Below are 19,508 nucleotides of genomic sequence, written 5' to 3' on the forward strand. Positions count from 1 at the left end.
CCCTCGCGCATCGCCGAGAACATCGCCGGTTCCGGATCGAGGTGGACGACGTTGGATGCCAGCGCGAGCGGTGCTGCACCGGGAGCCTCAGTGATCACCCTTCTGTTGTATCTAACACAACATCGATGCATCTGACCCTTATTGGAAGGTCACCGCTACGAGTGATCCCGCAACTGCCGCACCGCCGGAGTGTTGACCAGCATGATTTACGCACAAGCCAGGCCGTAGCGTGTTGCAGCCGATGCAATTCCTCCCATTTCGGACCTTGATCCAGGCTCTCTTGCCGGGCAGGTACGGCTGCTCGCTGCCCTTGATCACGATGCCCTCGATCCCGAGGGTTCCCAGGCCGGGTCCAGCCCGTCCTGCGCGGTCGTCCGGTCCTCTGTGGCGGGGCACAGGGTGAACGGGGCGGCGAGGACCTCGCGGGCGAAGAGGTCTTCCAGGATCGCGCGGCGCTCGCGGTAGGGCAGGGTGACCAGCTCGGTGCCTCCGCTTTCCAGGACATCGAAAACGATCACGTATGCGGGATGTTCGGCTGCGGCCTCGGCGGCGCTGCGGCCCCTGCGCCGGGCGCGGCGCTGCAGCTCGGCGAAGTGCAGCCGTCCCTCGTGCGGCACAACGAGCTCACCGCATATGTGAGCTACCACATGTGTTTCATCAACAGCCCCTGGTCCGTTGGCAGATCACCGGCGTGAGTGGTTTTGCCGAGGACAAGCGGACCGAGGGACACGCCGGGTCGGCCAGGGCGGGCACAGAGACGGAAGGGCCTCGACCGACCGGGGGCGGGCGAGGCACCGCCCCATATCACCCCCCGGGGTGCATTAGAATACGTTCGTAAGGTAACGGGGTTGGGGATCAGCGGGGCGAGCGATCCTCCTGGCGAGCGAGGAACGCATGGCGCGCTACGCGAAAGAGCACAAGCAGGAGACCAGGCGGCGGATCATCGAGACGGCCGGTCGCCGGTTCAAGCGCGACGGCATCGACGGTTCGGGCGTCGCCACGCTCATGTCCGACGCGGGTCTCACCAACGGCGCCTTCTACGCGCACTTCACCTCCAAGAACGACCTGGTCGCCCACGCGGTCGCCGATCAGCTGCACACCCAGTACGCGGATCTCTGCGCGCAGGCGGCGCCGGGCTTCACTGGGCTGGAGCAGATGGTGCGCCAGTACCTGTCCCCCGAGCACCGCGACAACCCCGACGATCTCTGCCCCTCCGCCGCCCTGCTCGACGAGATCGGCCGCTCGCCGGAGGCCGTCAAGCAGGCGTACACCACCAACGTGCTGGTCCTGATCGACGAGATCGCCGCCCGCTTCACCCCCGCCAACCCGGCCTCGGCGCGCGTGAAGGCGCTCAGCCTCCTCGGCCAGCTGGCCGGAACCCTCCAGCTCTCGCGAGCCCTCACCGACCCAGAGCTTTCCGACCAGCTGCTCGAACAGGGCGTCCAGAACGCTCTCGCCCTGATCGGCACCGATCAGCACAGCTGACGGACCTGCCGCAGTTCACGGTCATCTACTTCGGGATCCTCAAGGCCGACGCGGCCGTGGTGCCTCTCAACGTGCTGCTGAAGGCCCGTGAGGTGGCCTATCACCTCGGCGGCTCCGACACGAAGGCGTACTTCGCGTTCGAGCGGACACCGCAGCTCCCGATGGGCAAGGAGGCATGGGAGGGCTTCCAGGACACCGAGGGATGCACCGAGTTCTTCCTGATCGGTGAGGGATCCTCCTTGCCTGGCATCGGGCCGGGTCAGCTGTACGGGCCCGCCGTCGCCGCTCAGTCCGGATCATTCGCGACGGTCGAGCGCGATGACGAGGACACCGCGGCCATCCTCTACACCTCCGGCACCACCGGCCGGCCCAAGGGCGCGGAGTTGAGACACCAGAACGTGTACGACAACGTGCGCGCCGCCGTCGATCTGTTCGAGGTCGACGCCGAGCGCCCCGACACGTACCTGTGCGTCCTGCCGCTGTTCCGCGCCTTCGGTCAGGTCGTGGTCCAGAACGGTGCCATAGCCTTCGGCGGCACGCTCGTCCTCCAGCCCCGGTTCGAGGCGCGGGGGGCGCTGCAGCTGATGCTGGACCATGACGTCACGTTCTTCGGCGGTGTCCCGACCATGTACTGGGGGCTTCTCGGGGCTCTGGGCGACGGCGTTGACGTCGCCCGGCTGGCCTCGAACCTCCGCGTCGCGGTATCCGGCGGTTCGGCGCTCCCCGGCGAAATTCACGAGCAGTTCAAGCGGACGAGGTCACCGCTCTCGGACGCGCCTTCGGTGCCAAGTCCGTCGAGAACAAGGAGTAGCGACCCCTCTGACGCCCGGACGCCAGAAGCCCCCGCCCGCAAGGTCCGCTCGTACGCCGGCGGTCTTGCGGGGCCAGGGGGCCGCTGGGCAGTGAAGGCTGGCTGTCGCGACGGTCACGACAGAAACCGAACGGCCCGCCGCACGAAATCCTCGTGGAACTGGAAGATCGCACCATGTCCCGACTGCGGATAAAGCACAACCTCGCAGTCCGGCAAACGCCGCACGAGCTCCTCGGTGTTCTGGCTGGGAACGATGCGGTCGGCGTCTCCATTGATCGCGAGCACCGGCTGACGCACAACGGAAAGGTCGGCCGCCGGCCGCTTGCCCCACCGCTTGATCGCCTTCAGCTGTGCCATGAAGGACGGTACGGAAATCTCCTTGTCCCGGTCGACCTTCCGTTCACCGAGCCGGGCCAGAAATGCCTTGCCCGCACGCGTCCCCGCCGACGAGCGCGGAAAGAACATGAACTGCTTCGGGTCCTGGCGGGTGAAAGCCCCCCGGAAGATGTCGTAGAACGTCAGCCGCGCGACCCTGTCGAGGCCGGTTCCGCCGGCCGGACTCGTCCCCGCGAGGATCAGCCGCCGCACCAGCCCGGGATGCTTCTCGACGACGGCCTGCGCGACCATGCCCCCGAGCGAGAATCCGATCAGGTCTACCTCTTCGAGCCCGAGCGCACGAATGAAAGTGACGGCATCCTCGGCCATCTCCTCGACCGTGGCGGGAGTCTTGCCCGTCGAAGCACCGATGCCTCGATTGTCGAACGTGATCACCCGCCGACTGGCGGCAATACCGTCGATGACCCGCGGATCCCAGTTGTCCAGAACCGCGGCCAAATGAGTGAGGAACACCACCGGCGTACCGCCGGACCCCAGCTCCCGATAGGCGAAATCGACTCCGTCGGCGGAGATCGTCCGCGTCGGAACGGTCTGCCACGTACCGTTCCCGAGCTTCTCGGTTTCCCCTGCTGTTCCGGTCACGTCCATTCTCCTTCGCTTGAGATCCGGGGCGCCCTTTTCCATGGATCACCCACACCTTTAAATTACGACCGTACTTCTATACGCCAAGGCGGAGCTGAAACCCGAGATCGAGTGCCCATGCCGCCCCGCCCGGACCCGCTCGCCAGCGCCAAGGCCGGCCCTTCACTCCAGCCCGGCCGCGTTCAGGAGCGTGACGACGGTCAGCGTGATCAAGTTGGACAGGTCGTCGGCCTTGATGCCCGCGCGAGCGCTCGCTCCGTCGTAGAGCAGCGTCAACTGCCAACAGCCCTGGATTACATGCGCGCCCCCGGACCGCCTCGGCACGGAAGAAGTCGGTAAGCCCCTGCTTCACGGTCCGCGCGACGCGGCTGGCGGGATGCTCCGGGTCCTTGAGTTCGACCTGCACGGCGAGATACGGACAGCCCCAGAAGTCGGCCGAGGACGACCGCGCGGCCAACTCATCGAAGACGCGCAGGATGCGCTCACGCGCCGAAGCCGCGTCACCGTCCCGGCTCGGCAGCCCACCCTGGGAGGTGACAGCCCGCCACTCCAGACTGGCCGCGATCAGCTCGTCCTTGCCTTCGAAGAGCTGGTACAGGGTGGGCTTGGAAACACCGGAATGGTCGGCCAGATGTCGGTAGTGCTGTCGGCGTACGCGCTGTGGCTCGATTCGCCGGCGCCTCGTTGCCCATCCTCCCCGACGAGGCGATGGCGTCGCCGCCGGAGCATCTCAGGACGTCAGGAGGTCCTCACCCTCGCGGGCGTCGAGGCGTCCGAGGATGTCCTGCACGGTGGTGTCCCGAGCCAGCTGGGAGTCCAGGGAGGGCGCGACGAGACCCCGGAGCCTGGAGACCCCAGCCCACCTACGGGGGCGGAACACCCGGGGATTCCTCCGGCGCAGGCCGTCGACGATCGCTCCGGCCGCTTCCTCGGGGCTGATCCGCTTGCGCAGGAACCTCGGCTGAGTGTCGAGGAGAGCCTGGGCCGCCGGGTCCTCGTCGACGCTCTGCCGAATCATGTCCGTGTTGATCATCGCGAAGTACGCCGTGGTGACACTGATGCCATAACGCGCCAGCTCGACCCGTAGTCCGCGCCCGAGCTGCTCGACCGCAGCCTTGCTCATCGCGTAGGGGATCGCGCCGGCTCCGTTGACGAAGGCGAACACCGAGGAGATCAGCACGAGCCGACCCCGGCTCTCGATGAGGGCGGGCAGGGCGGCGCGGACGGTGTTGAGCGCGCCCCCCACGTTCACGTCGAAGAGCCGGTCGACCGTCGCAGGTGCCGACACCCGCACGGTGGCGCCGCGGGCGACCACGCCGGCGTTGGCGATCACGATGTCCACACGACCGGCGTTTCGGCCGATGGTCTCGACGGCCTGGGTCATGCCGTCCAGGTCGGTGACGTCGCCGACCAGGGAGCTGACTCGCTCGTCGAAGCTCTCGGCGGGATCCGGATGCTGTCGGTCCAGCACGAACACGCGGGCGCCCGCAGCGCTCAGCGCTCGCGCCGTTGCGGCTCCCAGGCCCCGGGCGCCACCTGTGACCAGGGCGACCTTCCCCGCGATCGAGGTGCCCTCGCGCTCACTCACCGAGGAACCCGAGAGCCTCGGCGACGAACTCGCGGTGGTGCTGGAAGACGGCACCGTGCCCTGAGTTCGGGTAGATGGTCAGTCGCGAGTTCGGGATCCGGCGGGCCATGTCGGCCGAGTGGCTGCTCGCGACCATCAGGTCGTGGTCACCGTTGGCGATGAAGACCGGATGGGTGATGACCGAGAGGTCGTCGGGTTCGTGCACGCCGGCGGCTCGGATGGCCTTCACCTGCGCACGCCGGGCCTGGAGCGAAATCTTCTTGTCACGACCCTGGGTGCGCTCCTTGAGATGCACGAAGTAGTCTTTCGCCGCCTGCTTGCCCGCCGAATCGCGGGGGAAGAACAGGAAGGCCCTGGCGTCGTTGAGGGTGAGCGCTGCCTTCGCGTACGCGCTGGCCACGATCTTCGTCATCGCGTCGAGATCCCCGGCTCCCCGTGGACCCGTTCCCGCGAGAATCACCCGGCGCACCAGCTCCGGTGCTTGCAGGGTGACCATCTGCGCGACTCCGCCACCCAGCGAGAACCCCAGCAGGTCGACCTTCTCAAGCCCCATCGCCCTGATGAAGGCGACGGCGTCCCGACCCATCTCCTCGACCGTGTGCGGCACGGATCCGCCGGATCCGCCGACTCCTCGGTTGTCGAACGCGATCACGCGACGGTGGGCAGCGATGCCGTCGATGACCCTCGGATCCCAGTCGTCGAGGACGGCCATGAGGTGGTGCAGGAACACCACGGGCACGCCGTCGGCCGGTCCGAGGTTTCGGTAGGCGAACGGCACTCCGTCGACGTCGATCGTGCGGGTCGGCACGTCGATCCACGTGATCGTCTTCGTTGTCTTCATCTGGACCTCATGGGTAGGGCGCGAGGCAGCATCACGCGACTTGGTATTACGGTCGTTCATCTTACGATCGTAAGACAATAGCCTCACGGCCCTCCCAGGACAACACATCCCGCCGGTCAGACTTCGATCACGGAAGGCAAGAGCTTCGACGGAGTCGACCTTGCCGCAGCCGCCACCCCGACCTATCTTCTTATGACCGTAATATTACGGCCGACCACTTACAGGCGACGCGCCGACCTGGAGGAACCCATCGTGCACAGTTCGAGCCGCCTCGTGCCGCGATTGCTGACCGACTCAGCCGACCGCCACCCCGAACGCACCGCGATCGTCCACGGGGAGGACCAGCTCTCATACGCCGAGCTCGAGGCCGCCTCGAACCAGGTCGCCAACCTGCTGGTGTCGCGCGGAATCTTGCGGGGCGACAAGGTCGCCCTCTCCTGTCCGAACCTGCCGTCCTTCACGATCATCTACTTCGGGATCCTGAAGGCGGGCGCCACCGTCGTGCCGTTGAACGTGCTGCTCAAGGCGCGCGAAGTGGCTTACCACCTCACAGACTCGGAGGCGAAGGCGTACTTCGCCTCCGAGGGCAGCGCGGAGCTCCCGATCGGCAGGGCGGCCCCTCCTGGACGTCGCCCTGGCGGTAGCACTGGGCGGGGACTGCCTCGCGGACGTCGCGATGCTGCGGTGTGAGCCGACCGTCTTCGGCCCGGTCGCCTCCGACCCGACTATCTCCCGCCTGATCGACACCCTCGCCGCCTCCGGTGAGAAAGCCCTGCAGGCCATCCGGTCCGCACGCTCCGAAGTCCGCCATCGTGCCTGGTCGTTGGCTGGCAAGAACGCCCCGGACGCCGACGGCCAGGTCGTCATCGATCTGGACGGCGTCCTCGTGATCGCCCACTCCGACAAGGAGGACGCTGCCCCGACCTGGAAGAAGACCTACGGCCATCACCCCCTGACGGCCTTCCTCGACCACGGACCGGGCGGAACCGGTGAGCCCGTTGCCGCCCTGCTCAGGCCGGGAAACGCGGGCTCCAACACGGCAGCCGACCACATCACCGCCCAACTCGCCCTGCCCCAACTGCCCAAGCACTACCGGCGAGGGCGGCAGACCCTGATCCGCACCGACTCCGCAGGCGGCACCCACGACTTCGTTTCCTGGATCGCCCAGCGGGGGCGCTGGCTGTCCTACTCGGTCGGCATGACGGTCACCGAAGCGATCCACGAACACGTGCTGAAGGTCCCCGCCTCAGCCTGGACCCCGGCCGTCGAGACCGACGGTGAAGCCCGTGACGGGGCCTGGTTCGCCGAGCTCACCGGCAAGCTCCTGGACGGCTGGCCCAAGGGCATGCGACTGATCGTCCGAAAGGAACGGCCCCATCCTGGCGCCCAGTTGAGAATCACGGACGCGGACGGCATGCGGATCACGTGCTTCGCGACCAACACCCCTGACCGGCCGATCGCCGCCCTCGAGCTCCGTCACCGGCTGCGAGCCCGGGCCGAGGACCGAATCCGGTCCGCCCGGGCCACCGGCCTGCGCAACCTGCCCCTCCACACAACAGCCCAGAACAACGTCTGGCTCGAGATCGTCCAGATCGCCCTCGACCTGCTGGCCTGGATGCCCATGCTCGCCCTCACCGGCAAGGCCCGACTCTGGGAACCCCGCCGCCTGCGATTCCGCCTGTTCTCCACGGCCGCTCAGCTCGTCACCACCGGCCGACGCAAGATTCTCCGCCTCACCCCTGGACCGGCGAGATCACCACCGCCCTCGAACGGCTCGCGCTCCTGACCACCCCCGGCTGACCAGCAACCTCCCGCCGTCCCGACGACAACATCACCCGCCCCGGGCAGTGGAACCCGGCGCCCACCCGACGCGACAACCGGGCCGCCGGCCTGCCCACCATCAGCTCCGGAAAGCGAAAGGGTCCGCCGACTCCGTCGGCGGACCCTCGCGAAAGATCGAGGTTAGCGTTCCAGTTATGTGGAAACTGCTAACGGTCGGCCCGGACATCCACATCAGGGTGGGCCGCACCCTCTACTCAGTGCCCTGGAAACTCATTGGTGTTGTCCAACCTGAAGTTGCAGGTCGCGGGGCTGGCGTGGGGTGAGGCCGGGTGCTCGTGCCGGTCGGGGCGTGGGGCCGCAGTCGGTGGCAGGGGGCTGCGGCAGGGCGGTGAAGCGGCCGGCGGGGGGGCGGTGCAGCCAGCCCCGTGACTGCCGGCTGTCGCCACTCGGCGTCCGTCGGGGCTGAACGTCACTTGACCCGCTCCCCCCGCTGCCGATTCGGCTCGGGCGGGGGGCACCTAAAGAAGATCGGCTCGCGCTGGCGCAAGCTCCCGCCCGGCCGGATCGCCCTGATCGTTCTCGTGGTCCTACCGCGGCTTGGCAGTGATCTTGTTGTGGCGGGCGGTGGTGACCTCGCTGGAACCGACGAAGGAAGTCACGATCGCCCCGCGTCGTGACCAGGGCACCGTAAACCAGCCCTTGATCAGCCCGGTCCAGTCCCGCCCGTTCACGAAGGCCCAGATCCGGTGCCGCTTCCCGCCCGCATGCTGGTCGAGGCCGCCTGGGTCGCCTCCCGCTCCCCGGGGCCTTTGCGCGCGTTCTACCAACGCATCAAGGCACGGCGCGGCAACGAGGTCGCCATCGTGGCGACCCGGGGACATCCGCTGACCGAGGCAGGTCACCGTCCTGCGCGACGAGGTCGAGCCCGGCCTGGAAGCCCAGATCGACTACGGCTTCCTCGGTCAGTGGACCAACCCCAACCGACGAGCGCGGCAATCTGGTGTGGATCTCGGCGGCGAAGCCGGGCCGCTAACAGCGTCGTCCAAGGGCTCGGTTTAGATCACCACCTGGGGCCGGGCCCCGTTCCAAGAGCGAGCTGGCCGCGTCGCTGGGAGTGGACCGCAAGTCCCGCTGGACAGCCCATGGAGGTAGAGGAGCGGCAGCACCTCGCGCAGGCTCTTGATGTAATCGCCGTGCTTGTCGATCTCCGGCCAGGTCACCTGCCGCAACCGGCTGTACCCCTGTGCCGACGCGGTCGGTACAGCCGCCGGCGAGGAGGATGAGGGCCGCGGTGACCGCCGCGGTGAGTGCTCCGAGTCTTCGCTGCCCTGTGCGCATTGGTGATCCTGCCGGTGTCCGTGGGGCTGGGTGCGTTGTTCGTGGGACATGGGGGCAGACGGCCACCGGAGGACGCTCCGGCAGCTAAGAGCTTTCTGCTGGTAGGAAGGGGTGGGCGAGGCGGCGGTGTTGCCGCCACGCGTGGCGGCGCGTGGCGGCAACGCAGGGGTGCGTCAGCAGGTGCCGTCGTCGCGCCAGACGGCCCAGGACGTCGGGTCGTTGGGGACCGCGCCGGTGGAGTAGTAGGTGGCGGTGTACTTGTGGCCCGCGTACGAGACCACGTCACCTGGCACGTACGACTGGGTGGAGGACCACGCCGTGGGGCAGATCCCCCCGCCGCCGGCGTCGGTCGTCACCGACACGCTGTTGGAAGAGGCGGACACATTGCCCGCCGCGTCACGGGCCTTCACCGTGAAGGAGTAGCCCGTGCTCGCCGACAGCCCGCTCACCGTCGCACTCGTCCCGGTCACGGTGCTGACCTTGGTGGTACCGCGGTACACGTCGTAACCGGTGACACCGACGTTGTCCGAGGAGGCGTTCCAGGCCAGGGACACACTGGAGGACGTCTTGCTCGGGGAGTACAGGCCACTGGGCGCGCTGGGCGCCTGCGTGTCAGTCCCGCCGCTGCCGGCGCTGGTCGTCACTGGCAGGCTGTTGGAGGCGGCGGAGACGTTGCCCGCGGCGTCACGGGCCCTGACCGTGAAGGAGTAGCTCGTGCTCGTGGCCAGCCCGCTCACCGTCGCGCTGGTCCCACTCACCGTGCTGGCCTTGGTGCCGTCGCGGTAGACGTCGTAGCCGGTGACGCCGGTGTCGTCGGAGGACGCGTTCCAGGCCAGGGAGACGCTGGAGGCAGTGGTGCCGGTCGAGCGCAGAGCGTCCGGGACCGTGGGCGCCTGGGTGTCGCCCGGGGTGCCGGCGGTGAGCTCGTACGCGCGCATGTTGCGCAGCAGCAGGTAGGTGTCGCGCAGGGAGCCGGAGGTGTCGCCGAGGGAGCGGTAGATGCCCCACTTGGGGCGGACCCGGTCGGCGAGAAAGGTGTCGACGCCGGTCTTGGTCGCGTCGACGATCGTGGTCCCGGCGCTCTTGACGACCCAGCGGACGGAGCCCGCCGTGCCGTCGCCGATCTTCATCTCGTACTCGATGTCGATCCACTTGTTCTGCAGCGGTTCGAGGTTGGTCCGGCCGACCGTGACGTCGCCCGCGATGACCTTGTGCTCGATGGTCTGCACGCCGTTCACGCGGCGCAGCGAGGTCACGGTGATCGGGGACGTGCCGGGGCCCGGCTGCTTGGTCTGCATGATGTGCGTGAATGTGGTCGTGGCCATCAGGGAGCTGGGGATGTACATCGAGTACGTGACCCGCCAGGTCTCCCCGAGCTTCCACTGGAGGTAGGAGGAGGACGAGGTCCGGTTGCCGGTGACCTCGTGGCGCTGCCGGTCGGTGGAGGTGTCCCGGTCGACCATGTGCATGTCGAACCGGTAGGCGTCGCCCGCCACCTTGATGTGCGGCCCGAAACTCGTGTGCGAGTCGGCGCGGTCGTCTTCCAGGGTCTCGAAGGCACCGAGACCCTGGACCGTCGGATCCGGCGCCCAGCGCAGCGTCCAGGTCGGAGCCGCCTCGGCGGGGGTGGAGGGCACGCCCAGGCCGAGCAAACCCAGGCCGAATGCGGCCGCGAGAGCCGCCAACCTACGTCTGTATTTCATGTGTCAGTCCCTTCGCGAGGCTGTCAGGTGCAGGTGATGTTGCTGGGAGGGGAGGAGGTTTCTGGGGCGGGGGTGTGTCAGCAGGCGCCGTCGTCGCGCCAGACGGCCCAGGACGTCGAGTCGTTGGGGACCGCGCCGGTGGAGTAGTAGGTGGCGGTGTACTTGTGGCCCGCGTACGAGACCACGTCACCTGGCATGTACGACTGGGTGGAGGTCCACGCCGTGGGGCAGGTCCCCCCGCCGCCGCTGCCGGCGCTGGTCGTCACCGGCAGGCTGTTGGAGGCGGCGGAGACGTTGCCCGCGGCGTCATGGGCCTTCACCGTGAAGGAGTAGCTCGTGCTCGGGGACAGGCCGCTCACCGTCGCGGTGGTCGCGGTTACGGTGCTGACCTTGGTGGTACCGCGGTACACGTCGTAACCGGAGACACCGACGTTGTCCGAGGAGGCGTTCCAGGCCAGGGACACACTGGAGGACGTCCTGCTCGGGGAGTACAGGCCACTTGGTGCGCTGGGCGCCTGCGTGTCGCTGTCACCACCGCTGGTGGAGACGAACTTCCAGGTGATCCCGTTGACCACACCGACATCGAGGGGGGCGAGCTTCTGGAAGGCCGACTTGCTCAGGTCGATGTGCTCGGCGGGGCACCCCGGGCACTTGTCCTTCACCGGCACGGTGATCGTCCGGCCGTTGTAGGTGACCTGGACGGAGATGCCGTTGCACAGCGGGTCCGCGTTGGGGTTGGCGGTGGTCCACCACGCGTACGACACGGCGACCAGGTCCTCGGTGGCGGCGTTGATCTGCGTGCCGCACGCGCCGTAGCCCGTGTCGTCGTACCAGGTCATCTTGCCCGTCCGGGACTCGCCGATCGGGACCGCTGAGGCGGGCCCGGTGCCGGACACGAACAGGAGCATGGCGCCGATCGCCGGGGTGACCCAGCGCAGCGTGTGTTGTGGTGCGAGACGCACGTGTTCTCCTCGGGCACGGGGATCTCGTCCCGGCTTCGGGGATGACGGCACATCAAGGGAGAGGAACGACCGTCTGCGGGCAACGTGGCCTGGCAGTGGGGGAGGCGTGCAGGGTCCGTGCCACCCGGGCCGTCCGAGCGGGGCGTATGGGACGGACGGCCAGGGTGGCCGTGACTGCCCGGGCGGCGGGGAGGGAGGGCGCCCCCGGGCGGACTGGAAGGCGCATAGCTGTCAGGAGGTGATGGAGTAGGAGTCCCCGTAGACGCTCCAGTACAGCGGGGTGTTGAGGTGGAGGTTGCCCTCGTTCAGGAACCTGCGCTGCGCGGTGCTGACCCGTGTGGTGTCGCTGTGCGCCTCCTCCTTGCGCATCTCCTCCTCCCGCTCGTCGAGGAAGGCGTGCAGGAACGTGACCTCGTTGCCGCCCTGCGAGGGCGGCCTCACCCGGGAGACAGCCCGCGAACGGATCGCGCGGAAGCCCTCCTCGCCGTGCATGACCGCGGCGTCGTAGTAGGCGAACTGGCCCAGCGCCTTCAGGCCGTCCGTCTTGGCCTGGCCGACCGCCGGGTTGAAGTAGACCCGGTCACGCTCCTCCTCCTGCGTCTTGGTGAAGACGGAGTCCTGGGCGGCGGTGCGCCAGGCATTCTCGAAGGACGTGCCCAACCCGTCATGCGAATCGGTGCCGTTGACCTCGCGCAGCGCCGGCAGGTAGGGCGCCAGCGGGTTACTGGGCTTCTTCTGGGTGTAGCGCTCGACGAGGTCGAGCATGTCGCCGGTGCCGGAACAGAAGCCGATGATCCCAGCGGTGTAGCCGCGTCCGTCACCGATGTCCTCGATGTAGGCGAACTGCGCCCGCCAGTCCAGGGATGAGTTCTCGAAGGAGGACACAAGTTTCATGGCGTTCTCCTTCTTGTACGGGTCATCCAGGTTCGCGGTGCTGGACGGCGGTGGTGTGGTGGGGCTGGGGCTCGTGGACGAGCTGCTGCCGTACGCCTCGACCTCGTAGAGGGAGTAGCCGTACGCGGTTGCACGCTGGGTGCCGTAGACACGCACGTAGCGCCCCGAGCCGCTGACCGTGAGGTCGTCGGTGCCGCCGTCGCCGGTGGTCGCGCTGTACACCTGACGCCAGGTGGAGCCATCGTCGGACAGCTCCACTCGGTAGGACTTCGCGTACGCCGCCTCCCACTTGAGAACGACCCGGCCGACGGTTTTCGTACTGCCCATGTCGACGCGCAGCCACTGCGGGTCGACTCCTTCGGCACTGGCCCAGCGGGTGCCGGTCGAGCCGTCGACGGCCTTGCCGCCCTCGAAGCCGGCGCCCTCGACCGAGGAGACCGACGTCGGCCGCCCGGCGAGCAGGTTGGTTGTACTGTCCGGCGGCGTGGTGGGGCTGGGACTCGTGGCCGACCCGCCGTAGGCCTCGACCTCGTAGAGGGAGTAGCCGTATGCGGTTGCGCGCTGGGTGCCGTACACGCGCAGGTAGCGCCCGGAGCCGGTGACGGTGAGGTTGTCCGTGCCACCGTCACCGGTGGTCGTGCTGTAGACCTGGCGCCAGGTGGAGGCGTCGTCGGACACCTCGATGCGGTAGGACTTGGCGTAGGCGGCCTCCCACTTGAGCACAACCTGGCCGACGTCGGTCACCGAGCCCAGGTCGATCTGGATCCACTGGTTGTCGACTCCTTCGAGGCTGGCCCAGCGGGTGGAGGCGGAACCGTCGACGGCCTTGGTGGGCTCGAAGCCGGCGCCCTCCGTCGAGGAGGCCGTGACGGTCTTGCCGAGGGCGAGGTTCGTACCGGCGGCGGACGCGGGCGTGAGCCCGACGTAGCCGGCGACCAGACCACCAGTGAGGACGGTCGCGGTGATCGCCTGCCAGAGCATGATGTTTCTACGCATGGCTGTGCCCTTTCCGTTCAGGAAGCAGTCCAGGAGGAGGGGAAGGGGGCAACGGCGCGGCGGGCGCCCGTACGGCGCCGCACGGGGACGGCTGCGGGAACTCCCGGCTCGGTCCGAACCGGTGACGATGTGCGTGGACGGCTCGGTCTGAGCCGGTGACGCTGCAAGATGGTTAGGAAAGTTTCCTAATAGGCTGTTGCGCGTGAGACAGTAGGGCTGCCGTCATGCAGGGCGCAACCCCCTACTGGCTGGTAAGGCAGTAGGGGTTGCGTCGCGCAGCACGTAACAGCCCTACATAGCAAGGACGTTGGTACTGCCATCCATGTGGGCCTGGCTGCTCCTGCCGGAGACGGCACCGGGGCAATGACGTGCTGCGGGGCGGCAATCCGACGGCATTCTGGAGCGGAAGAACAGAGCCAGGATGATCACACCTACGCCTACGACCCCAACGGCAACAAGGCCCAGGACGTGGCGAAGAAAGCCTTGTGTCCAGGGCGTACGACCCGCACTTGGACGTCGACTTCAGCCCGCTGCGAGGAGACGTCCAGCCGGGGCCGACGCTCGGCGAGCCGCCCCGACCTCCCCCTCGCGGTCGACGGTGCCCCGTGCGAACTCCTCTGGCATCGCGATCACCCCGGCACCCTACGCGCCGGTCCGCCGCAGCCACCTGTCAGCCGTCGTCTTCGACGTCCACATGGTCGATGTTCCGGCCCGGGGGCAACGCAGTCATCCCCTATTAGGACTCCGTTAGCCTCGATCTTGCATGAGGGCCCGTCAGCTTGCTGACGGGCCCTCATGCAAGATCGAGGCTAGTCTTCTGAGTCAGGAATTCTGTTCAGATAAGTGGCGAGGCGTTCGAGGATCTCGTCCGCACTGTTCGTCCAGATGTAGGGCTTGGAGTCGGTGTTCCAAGCGGCGATCCAAGCCCGGATGTCCTTCTCCAGAGCGTGGACGCGACGCCTCGCCGTATCTGCTTTGTTCGTCAGCTCGGCGAACCACCGCTCCACCAAGTTGAGCCAGGACGAACCGGTGGGAGTGAAGTGCAGGTGGAAGCGGGGGTGGGCCAGCAGCCAGGTCTTGATGGCCGGGTCTTGTGGGTGGCGTTGAACTTCTCGGCGCGGTGCCGGCGGTGGAGTGAACCGATCACCTTGCCGGTCGCCACCTCCAGCGCGGCGAACAGTGTGGTTGTGCCCGCTCGCACGTAGTCGTGGGTGACCCGCTGCTCACACTGCGCATCCAAGCGTTCCAGTGCTGGGGCTACCGCTCGCCCAGGATTTCCCCGACGGCTCGACGACCAGGCGCCAGGGGCACTCCTTCGGCTTGCCCTGACCGGGCTGGTTGGGCACGAAGCCACCTTCGCCGTACAGGACTCGTACGCCCATCTCACGGAGTTCGGCCACGCTCCGCTCAAACTGCCGGTGCTGCACGTAGGCCGCATTCACACACGGCATGGCCACCGTCGGGATTTTCTTGCCGATGCCCTCGGCGACCACGCCCACCACGAAGTCGTGGGTGAGCCCGAGGGCCCACGAGTTGATCGTGTTGAAGGTGGCCGGCGCCACGGCAATCACATCGGCCTGCGGCCAGACGTCCGGTTCCCCGGGCATCTTGTACCCAACGGCAGTTGGCGGACCTGCTGCCGTATTCCTATAGCCTGCTCAACCAGGTTGAATGCGGGGCACGTCCGGCAACAGCCGACTTCGTGGCTGCCGTTGCCCGTGCTCTCAAGGTCGACGTGACGATTTTGACTGGGCAGCCGTATGTCAGCGAATTGCAGCGCGATCGGCTGGCCGAGCTGATCCGGCCGATCCGGGAGTCTCTCGACCTGTACGACCTGGGCCCCCACCCCGACCTCACCACGCGGCGAGCGGACCAGCTCATCGCCGGAGCTGACCGGCTGTGCGCCGAAGTCCGGGCCACGCACCTGCGAAACGCCGCCCGCGATCTGCCCGGGCTGATCGCCGAACTGACCCACACCGCCTGTTCCACGCCGTCCACCGAACTGTGGCAGGCCCTTCGCCGCGGCTGCCGCGTGCGGACCCTCTCCCAGCTCGGGCGCGGAACCCACGCATGCCCTTTGCTCCATCCCCGCCCCTTCATACACCTCCCAGCAGCTGTGCCACGACGCCGGCGGATGCCTTCAGCGCGGGCCCCAGGTGTGCACCGGTGAGCAGTCTCCGCGAGCGCCGCCAGTGCGTCAACCCCGTGCTCCCCACTGCCCAGGTTCACCCCGGTGGCCGATGAGAGCAGATCGTGCGCGACCGTCCGAATCCCCGTGATCCAGAGGTATGTTGGCAGAGGTTCATCCCTGCGTAAGGACTTTGACACCCGGTGCTGCGCTGGCGCAGCAGTCTCCACCCGGGTCGGCTCGAGCAGGGACGTCGCCGGGCGCCCCGATGATCTTTCACGTTTGCTTGATCGCAGCGCTCTTATCCGGTGACAGCTCACTCCACCCGGAAGAACGGATGCCTGATCACGGAACCACCGCTGGCGAGCCCGCGCCGCACATGCTTGCACATGCCATGCTCGTGCATGTGTCCCAGCGCGGCACGCCGTCTTCCCCCGGCGATCGGGAGCGGGATTTGACCGCGATGGGCGCATACGACGGAAGTTTCGCGCGGTTCTACGAGTCCCATGTGAGTCGCGTGGCCATCTTCCTGTACAAGCACGGCGCCACCCTGGACGACGCGTGGGATGCGACACAGAGCGCCTTTGTGAAGCTCCTGCAGAACTGGGACGCCGTCCGCACCCCGAACGCCTGGGTTCGGAAAACAGCCGGAACCGAGCAGGAGGGCCGGGTCACCCGGCCCTCCTCTCACGCCGTGCGTGAGGCGTGGTGCCGCAAGGTTCAGGGCCAGCCTGGACAGCCCGGCCGAGTCAGCACTTCCACGTCTCCCACTTCAGCTCGCCCTTGAGGGAGCCGTCCGACCAGGCGACCGGGGTGTCGATACGGAAGCCATCGGAACCCTGGCCGGGGTAGTACCAGTAGTAGTGGCCGTCGACGCGCTTGCCGTAGTGCACCTCGATCCAGCCCTGCGAGTGCCGGACGAGCGGACGGAACGAGTAACCGCCCTTGTATCCGGGGCGGACGGTGCTGGTGACGGTCTGCGTGTTGGTGCGGGTGTCCCCGAGGGTCCAGGTCTCGGAGGTCTCCGTGCTGGCCTTCATGCCCAGCTCGATCGTGTCGCTGAATCCCGCGCTGACCTCGACGCTCGTGGACTGCTGGTACGAGTACGAGGTGTTCGTCGCGTAGGCGCTGGCGATCTGGAACGTGGCGTTGTCGGTGCCCGAGCAGTTCGAGAACACGTTGCTCGACTCGTGCCAGTCGCCGTACGAGGTCCAGGCGTTGATCTCATGGTACTGGCACAGGTCGGCGTTGCCCTGGTTGCAGTCAGAGAGTACGTCGGGCTTGTCGTCACCCCAGCCGGGGCTGGAGTTCGCGCTGGCCGTACCTGCGGACGCGAAGAGCATCAGGGCGGCGGCAGGCGCCAGCAGGGCCGCTCGGGCGCGGCTCCGCTTTAACACCTTCATCAAGGTCTCCTCGTGGGGGGATGTAGGGGTTGGATGTGGCTGATGTGCCTCAAGTATCTAAACCTACCGAGGAGTTGACCGTCAGGCCGTTCCGCCGATCCGTCATTCGCCTTCACGCGCACTGTGAGCGCGCGGCAGCTCCGCGAGCAGGCCCAGAACGCCCGTGCCCTGCGTCGCGGCTCCACCCGGGAGAAACGGCCCGCCACCCGCGCCATCAGGCCCTCGAACATCGGCTGCCACCGGGCAGTGTCTACGCTGTGGGCCCACGGCCACCGGCTGATCTTCATTTGTCCACACAACCGACGATGATCAACGGTGGCCGTCTCCGCTTCTATGCCATCCAGCAGTACAGGCAGGCCGTTGGCGATCTGGGTGAACTGATCCGTCGCCATCACACCGCGACGGACCCCCAGGCCGTGGACGCCCGTGCCGCCCTTGCGGGGTGACGGCGCGTGAGTGCTGCGGCCGCGTGCGCCATGAGGGTGTCCACGAACGTAGGGCGGTTGGTGATGGAGTAGACGACTGTGGGCGAGTTCCTCGCCGCGTATCTGATCGGTGCCCCCGAATGACACCCGGCGCGCAACACCGGGCATGTGGAGGAGCCCCGTGGCTCCTCCACAACGACGGTCCTGCCCCGGTCGGCTGGGGACACAACCGCCGGCCGCATCGATGACCTCGCGGCTCAGCGGAGCGTGCGCTCCAGCCGTTCCGCCACCAGCTTGACGAACCGGGCGGGCTCCTTCGGCTGTCCGCCTTCCGCGAGGACAGCCAGTCCGTGCAGCAGTTGGGCGGTCTCGGCGAGTTCCGCGCGGTCCTCCTGCTCCGCGTGGGCTTGCCGCAAGCCACGGACGAGCGCGTGACCGGGGTTGAGTTCGAGAATCCGCTTCGTGACCGGCACCTCCTGGCCCATCGCCCGGTACATGTTCTCCAGCGCCGGGGTGAGGTCATGGGCATCGGAGACGACACACGCCGGTGAGACGGTAAGGCGGGTCGACAGCCGGACGTCCTTGACCTCCTCCCCCAGCTGCTCCTTCATCCACTCCAGCAGGCCGGCGTAGCTTTCGTCCTGCTCCTGCCGTGCGTTGTCCTCCAGTTCGCCGCCCTGGACGTCGAGGTCGATCTCGCCCTTGGCGACGGACCGCAGTTGCCTGCCCTCGAACTCACCCACGGCGTCGGCCCACACCTCGTCGACGGGGTCGGTCAGCAGCAGGACCTCGATGCCTCGGGCCTTGAACACCTCCATGTGCGGGGAGTTCTCGATGCTTTGCCGGGACTCGCCGGTCAGGTAGTAGATGTGCTCCTGACCGTCCTTCATCCGCTCCACATACTGCTGGAGCGTCGTCGGCTCGTCCCCCTCATGGGTGCTGGCGAAGGACGCGACCGCGAGGATGGCGTCGCGGTTGTCCGGGTCGCCGAGCAGTCCCTCCTTCAACACGGCGCCGAACTCACGCCAGAACGTGGCGTACTTCTCGCCGTCGTTGGCCTTCAGCTCCTTGACCGACGACAGGACCTTCTTGGTCAGCCGTCGCTGGATCATCCTGATGTGGCGGTCCTGCTGGAGGATCTCCCGGGAGACGTTGAGCGACAGGTCCTGCGCGTCGACGACGCCCTTGACGAAGCGGAGGTAGGGCGGCAGCAGCGCCTCGCAGTCGTCCATGATCAGCACGCGTCGGACGTAGAGCTGGAGACCGCGCCGGAAGTCCCGCGTGAACAGATCATGCGGGGCGTGGGCCGGGAGGAACAGCAGCGCCTGGTACTCGAAGGTGCCCTCGGCCTGGAGCCGGATCGTCTCCAGCGGGTCGCGCCAGTCGTGGCTGACGTGCTTGTAGAGCTCGTGGTACTCGTCCGCCGATACCTCCTCGCGCGAGCGTGCCCACAGGGCCTTGCGCGAGTTCAGCGTCTCCGGCTCGGCCGTCTCCTCGCCGTCGCCGGCTTGGGGGACGAGGCGGATCGGCCAGGTGATGAAGTCCGAGTACCGCTTGACGATCTCTCTGATCTTCCAGGTGGAGGTGTAGTCGTGCAGCTGGTTCTCGGGGTCGGCGGGCTTGAGATGGAGCGTCACGGACGTGCCCTGGGGCGCCTCCTCGATCTTCTCCAGCGAGTAGGTGCCCTCGCCGCGGGACGACCAGCGCGTGCCGCTGGTCTCGCCGAGGCGCCGGGTCACCAAGGTCATCTCGTCGGCGACCATGAATCCGGCGTAGAACCCGATGCCGAACCGGCCGATCAGCCCCTCCGCGCCGGCCTCGTCCTGGGCCTCCTCCAGTTCCTTGAGGAGGGCGGCCGTGCCGGAGTTGGCGATGGTGCCGATCAACGTGCCGACCTCGTCGTACGACATCCCGATGCCGTTGTCGCGCACGGTGAGCGTACGGGCCTCCGGGTCCACGTCGATCTGGATGTGCAGATCGGACAGGTCCACGTCGAGGCCGTCGTCGCGCAGGGCGGCCAGGCGCAGCTTGTCGAGCGCGTCCGAGGCGTTGGAGACGAGCTCCCGCAAGAAGACGTCCTTGTTCGAGTAGACCGAATGGATCATCAGCTGGAGCAGCTGACGGGCCTCTACCTGAAACTCAAACGTTTCGGTGGACATGGTTCGCGTGCCCCT

Annotated in this window: 10 protein-coding genes and 12 pseudogenes; 6 read left to right on the top strand and 16 right to left on the bottom strand. The window is 67.6% G+C overall.

The annotated features are described in order from the left end of the window. Positions 1 to 314 precede the first annotated feature (314 nt). Positions 315 to 617 carry a hypothetical protein gene (locus ABZO29_RS00315; RefSeq protein WP_367318120.1) on the bottom strand — a complete coding sequence of 101 codons (303 nt, stop codon included), beginning with the start codon at positions 615 to 617 and terminating at the stop codon, positions 315 to 317. Positions 618 to 894: 277 nt separating this feature from the next. Here ABZO29_RS00315 and ABZO29_RS00320 point away from each other — a divergent pair, with 277 nt between their 5' ends. Both ABZO29_RS00320 and ABZO29_RS00325 read left to right on the top strand, forming a co-directional pair. Further along, positions 895 to 1,485 (top strand): TetR/AcrR family transcriptional regulator, encoded by a 591-nt coding sequence (locus ABZO29_RS00320; RefSeq protein WP_367318121.1) that lies wholly within the window; start codon positions 895 to 897, stop codon positions 1,483 to 1,485. 5 nt (positions 1,486 to 1,490) lie between these two features. After that, entirely contained in the window at positions 1,491 to 2,489 is a 999-nt protein-coding gene (locus tag ABZO29_RS00325) for an AMP-binding protein (RefSeq protein ID WP_367326011.1), read from the top strand. Here the strand turns inward: ABZO29_RS00325 and ABZO29_RS00330 are convergent. From ABZO29_RS00330 to ABZO29_RS00345, 4 genes and pseudogenes are all read right to left on the bottom strand, one after another. Next, complete coding sequence (locus tag ABZO29_RS00330) at positions 2,411 to 3,274, bottom strand: alpha/beta fold hydrolase (protein ID WP_367318122.1); 864 nt, start codon at positions 3,272 to 3,274, stop codon at positions 2,411 to 2,413. The genes ABZO29_RS00325 and ABZO29_RS00330 overlap by 79 nt on opposite strands. A 592-nt stretch (positions 3,275 to 3,866) precedes the next feature. Then, positions 3,867 to 3,944, bottom strand: a pseudogene (locus ABZO29_RS00335) (hypothetical protein); the annotation flags it as partial. Between the two features lie 60 nt (positions 3,945 to 4,004). Next, on the bottom strand, positions 4,005 to 4,862 hold the full coding sequence (locus tag ABZO29_RS00340) for an SDR family NAD(P)-dependent oxidoreductase (RefSeq protein WP_367318123.1): 858 nt from the start codon (positions 4,860 to 4,862) through the stop codon (positions 4,005 to 4,007). Further along, positions 4,855 to 5,703, bottom strand: coding sequence for an alpha/beta fold hydrolase (locus ABZO29_RS00345; RefSeq protein ID WP_367318124.1), 849 nt, complete (start codon positions 5,701 to 5,703; stop codon positions 4,855 to 4,857). The genes ABZO29_RS00340 and ABZO29_RS00345 overlap by 8 nt, the downstream gene beginning before the upstream one ends. Positions 5,704 to 5,895: 192 nt before the next feature. On the opposite strand from ABZO29_RS00345, the gene ABZO29_RS00350 reads away from it, so the two are divergent. The 3 genes and pseudogenes from ABZO29_RS00350 to ABZO29_RS00360 form a co-directional block, all read left to right on the top strand. Beyond that, positions 5,896 to 6,393 carry an AMP-binding protein gene (locus ABZO29_RS00350; protein ID WP_367318125.1) on the top strand — a complete coding sequence of 166 codons (498 nt, stop codon included), beginning with the start codon at positions 5,896 to 5,898 and terminating at the stop codon, positions 6,391 to 6,393. Beyond that, a pseudogene (locus tag ABZO29_RS00355) lies at positions 6,314 to 7,503 on the top strand (IS1380 family transposase); the annotation flags it as partial. The gene ABZO29_RS00350 and the pseudogene ABZO29_RS00355, both read left to right, overlap by 80 nt. A gap of 746 nt (positions 7,504 to 8,249) precedes the next feature. Beyond that, positions 8,250 to 8,357, top strand: a pseudogene (locus ABZO29_RS00360) (IS110 family transposase); the annotation flags it as partial. Positions 8,358 to 8,996: 639 nt separating this feature from the next. Here ABZO29_RS00360 and ABZO29_RS00365 read toward each other — a convergent pair. The 9 genes and pseudogenes from ABZO29_RS00365 to ABZO29_RS00405 all read right to left on the bottom strand — a co-directional run. Beyond that, on the bottom strand, positions 8,997 to 9,761 hold the full coding sequence (locus tag ABZO29_RS00365; protein WP_367326012.1) for a fibronectin type III domain-containing protein: 765 nt from the start codon (positions 9,759 to 9,761) through the stop codon (positions 8,997 to 8,999). Beyond that, positions 9,744 to 10,526 (bottom strand): annotated as a pseudogene (locus ABZO29_RS00370) (Tat pathway signal sequence domain protein); the annotation flags it as partial. The gene ABZO29_RS00365 and the pseudogene ABZO29_RS00370, both read right to left, overlap by 18 nt. Positions 10,527 to 10,603: 77 nt before the next feature. Further along, positions 10,604 to 10,735: pseudogene (locus ABZO29_RS00375) on the bottom strand (carbohydrate-binding protein); the annotation flags it as partial. 27 nt (positions 10,736 to 10,762) lie between these two features. Further along, positions 10,763 to 11,062: pseudogene (locus ABZO29_RS00380) on the bottom strand (fibronectin type III domain-containing protein); the annotation flags it as partial. Between the two features lie 42 nt (positions 11,063 to 11,104). Continuing rightward, positions 11,105 to 11,539, bottom strand: a pseudogene (locus ABZO29_RS00385) (cysteine/serine endopeptidase inhibitor); the annotation flags it as partial. Between the two features lie 180 nt (positions 11,540 to 11,719). Further along, positions 11,720 to 12,418 (bottom strand): annotated as a pseudogene (locus tag ABZO29_RS00390) (chitosanase); the annotation flags it as partial. Between the two features lie 78 nt (positions 12,419 to 12,496). Continuing rightward, a pseudogene (locus tag ABZO29_RS00395) lies at positions 12,497 to 13,378 on the bottom strand (discoidin domain-containing protein); the annotation flags it as partial. Positions 13,379 to 14,187: 809 nt separating this feature from the next. Further along, positions 14,188 to 14,597: pseudogene (locus tag ABZO29_RS00400) on the bottom strand (IS630 family transposase); the annotation flags it as partial. 4 nt (positions 14,598 to 14,601) lie between these two features. Then, a pseudogene (locus ABZO29_RS00405) lies at positions 14,602 to 14,991 on the bottom strand (flavoprotein); the annotation flags it as partial. Here ABZO29_RS00405 and ABZO29_RS00410 point away from each other — a divergent pair. After that, positions 14,991 to 15,395 (top strand): annotated as a pseudogene (locus ABZO29_RS00410) (helix-turn-helix domain-containing protein); the annotation flags it as partial. The pseudogenes ABZO29_RS00405 and ABZO29_RS00410 sit on opposite strands and share 1 nt — an antisense overlap. Before the next feature lie 860 nt (positions 15,396 to 16,255). On the opposite strand, the gene ABZO29_RS00415 reads toward ABZO29_RS00410, so the two are convergent. Further along, positions 16,256 to 16,909, bottom strand: coding sequence for a hypothetical protein (locus ABZO29_RS00415; protein WP_367318126.1), 654 nt, complete (start codon positions 16,907 to 16,909; stop codon positions 16,256 to 16,258). A gap of 682 nt (positions 16,910 to 17,591) precedes the next feature. Next, positions 17,592 to 19,493 (bottom strand): molecular chaperone HtpG, encoded by a 1,902-nt coding sequence (gene htpG, locus ABZO29_RS00420; RefSeq protein WP_367318127.1) that lies wholly within the window; start codon positions 19,491 to 19,493, stop codon positions 17,592 to 17,594. Positions 19,494 to 19,508: the final 15 nt, after the last annotated feature.

The sequence above is a fragment of the Streptomyces sp. HUAS ZL42 genome (assembly GCF_040782645.1).
Lineage (GTDB): Bacteria > Actinomycetota > Actinomycetes > Streptomycetales > Streptomycetaceae > Streptomyces.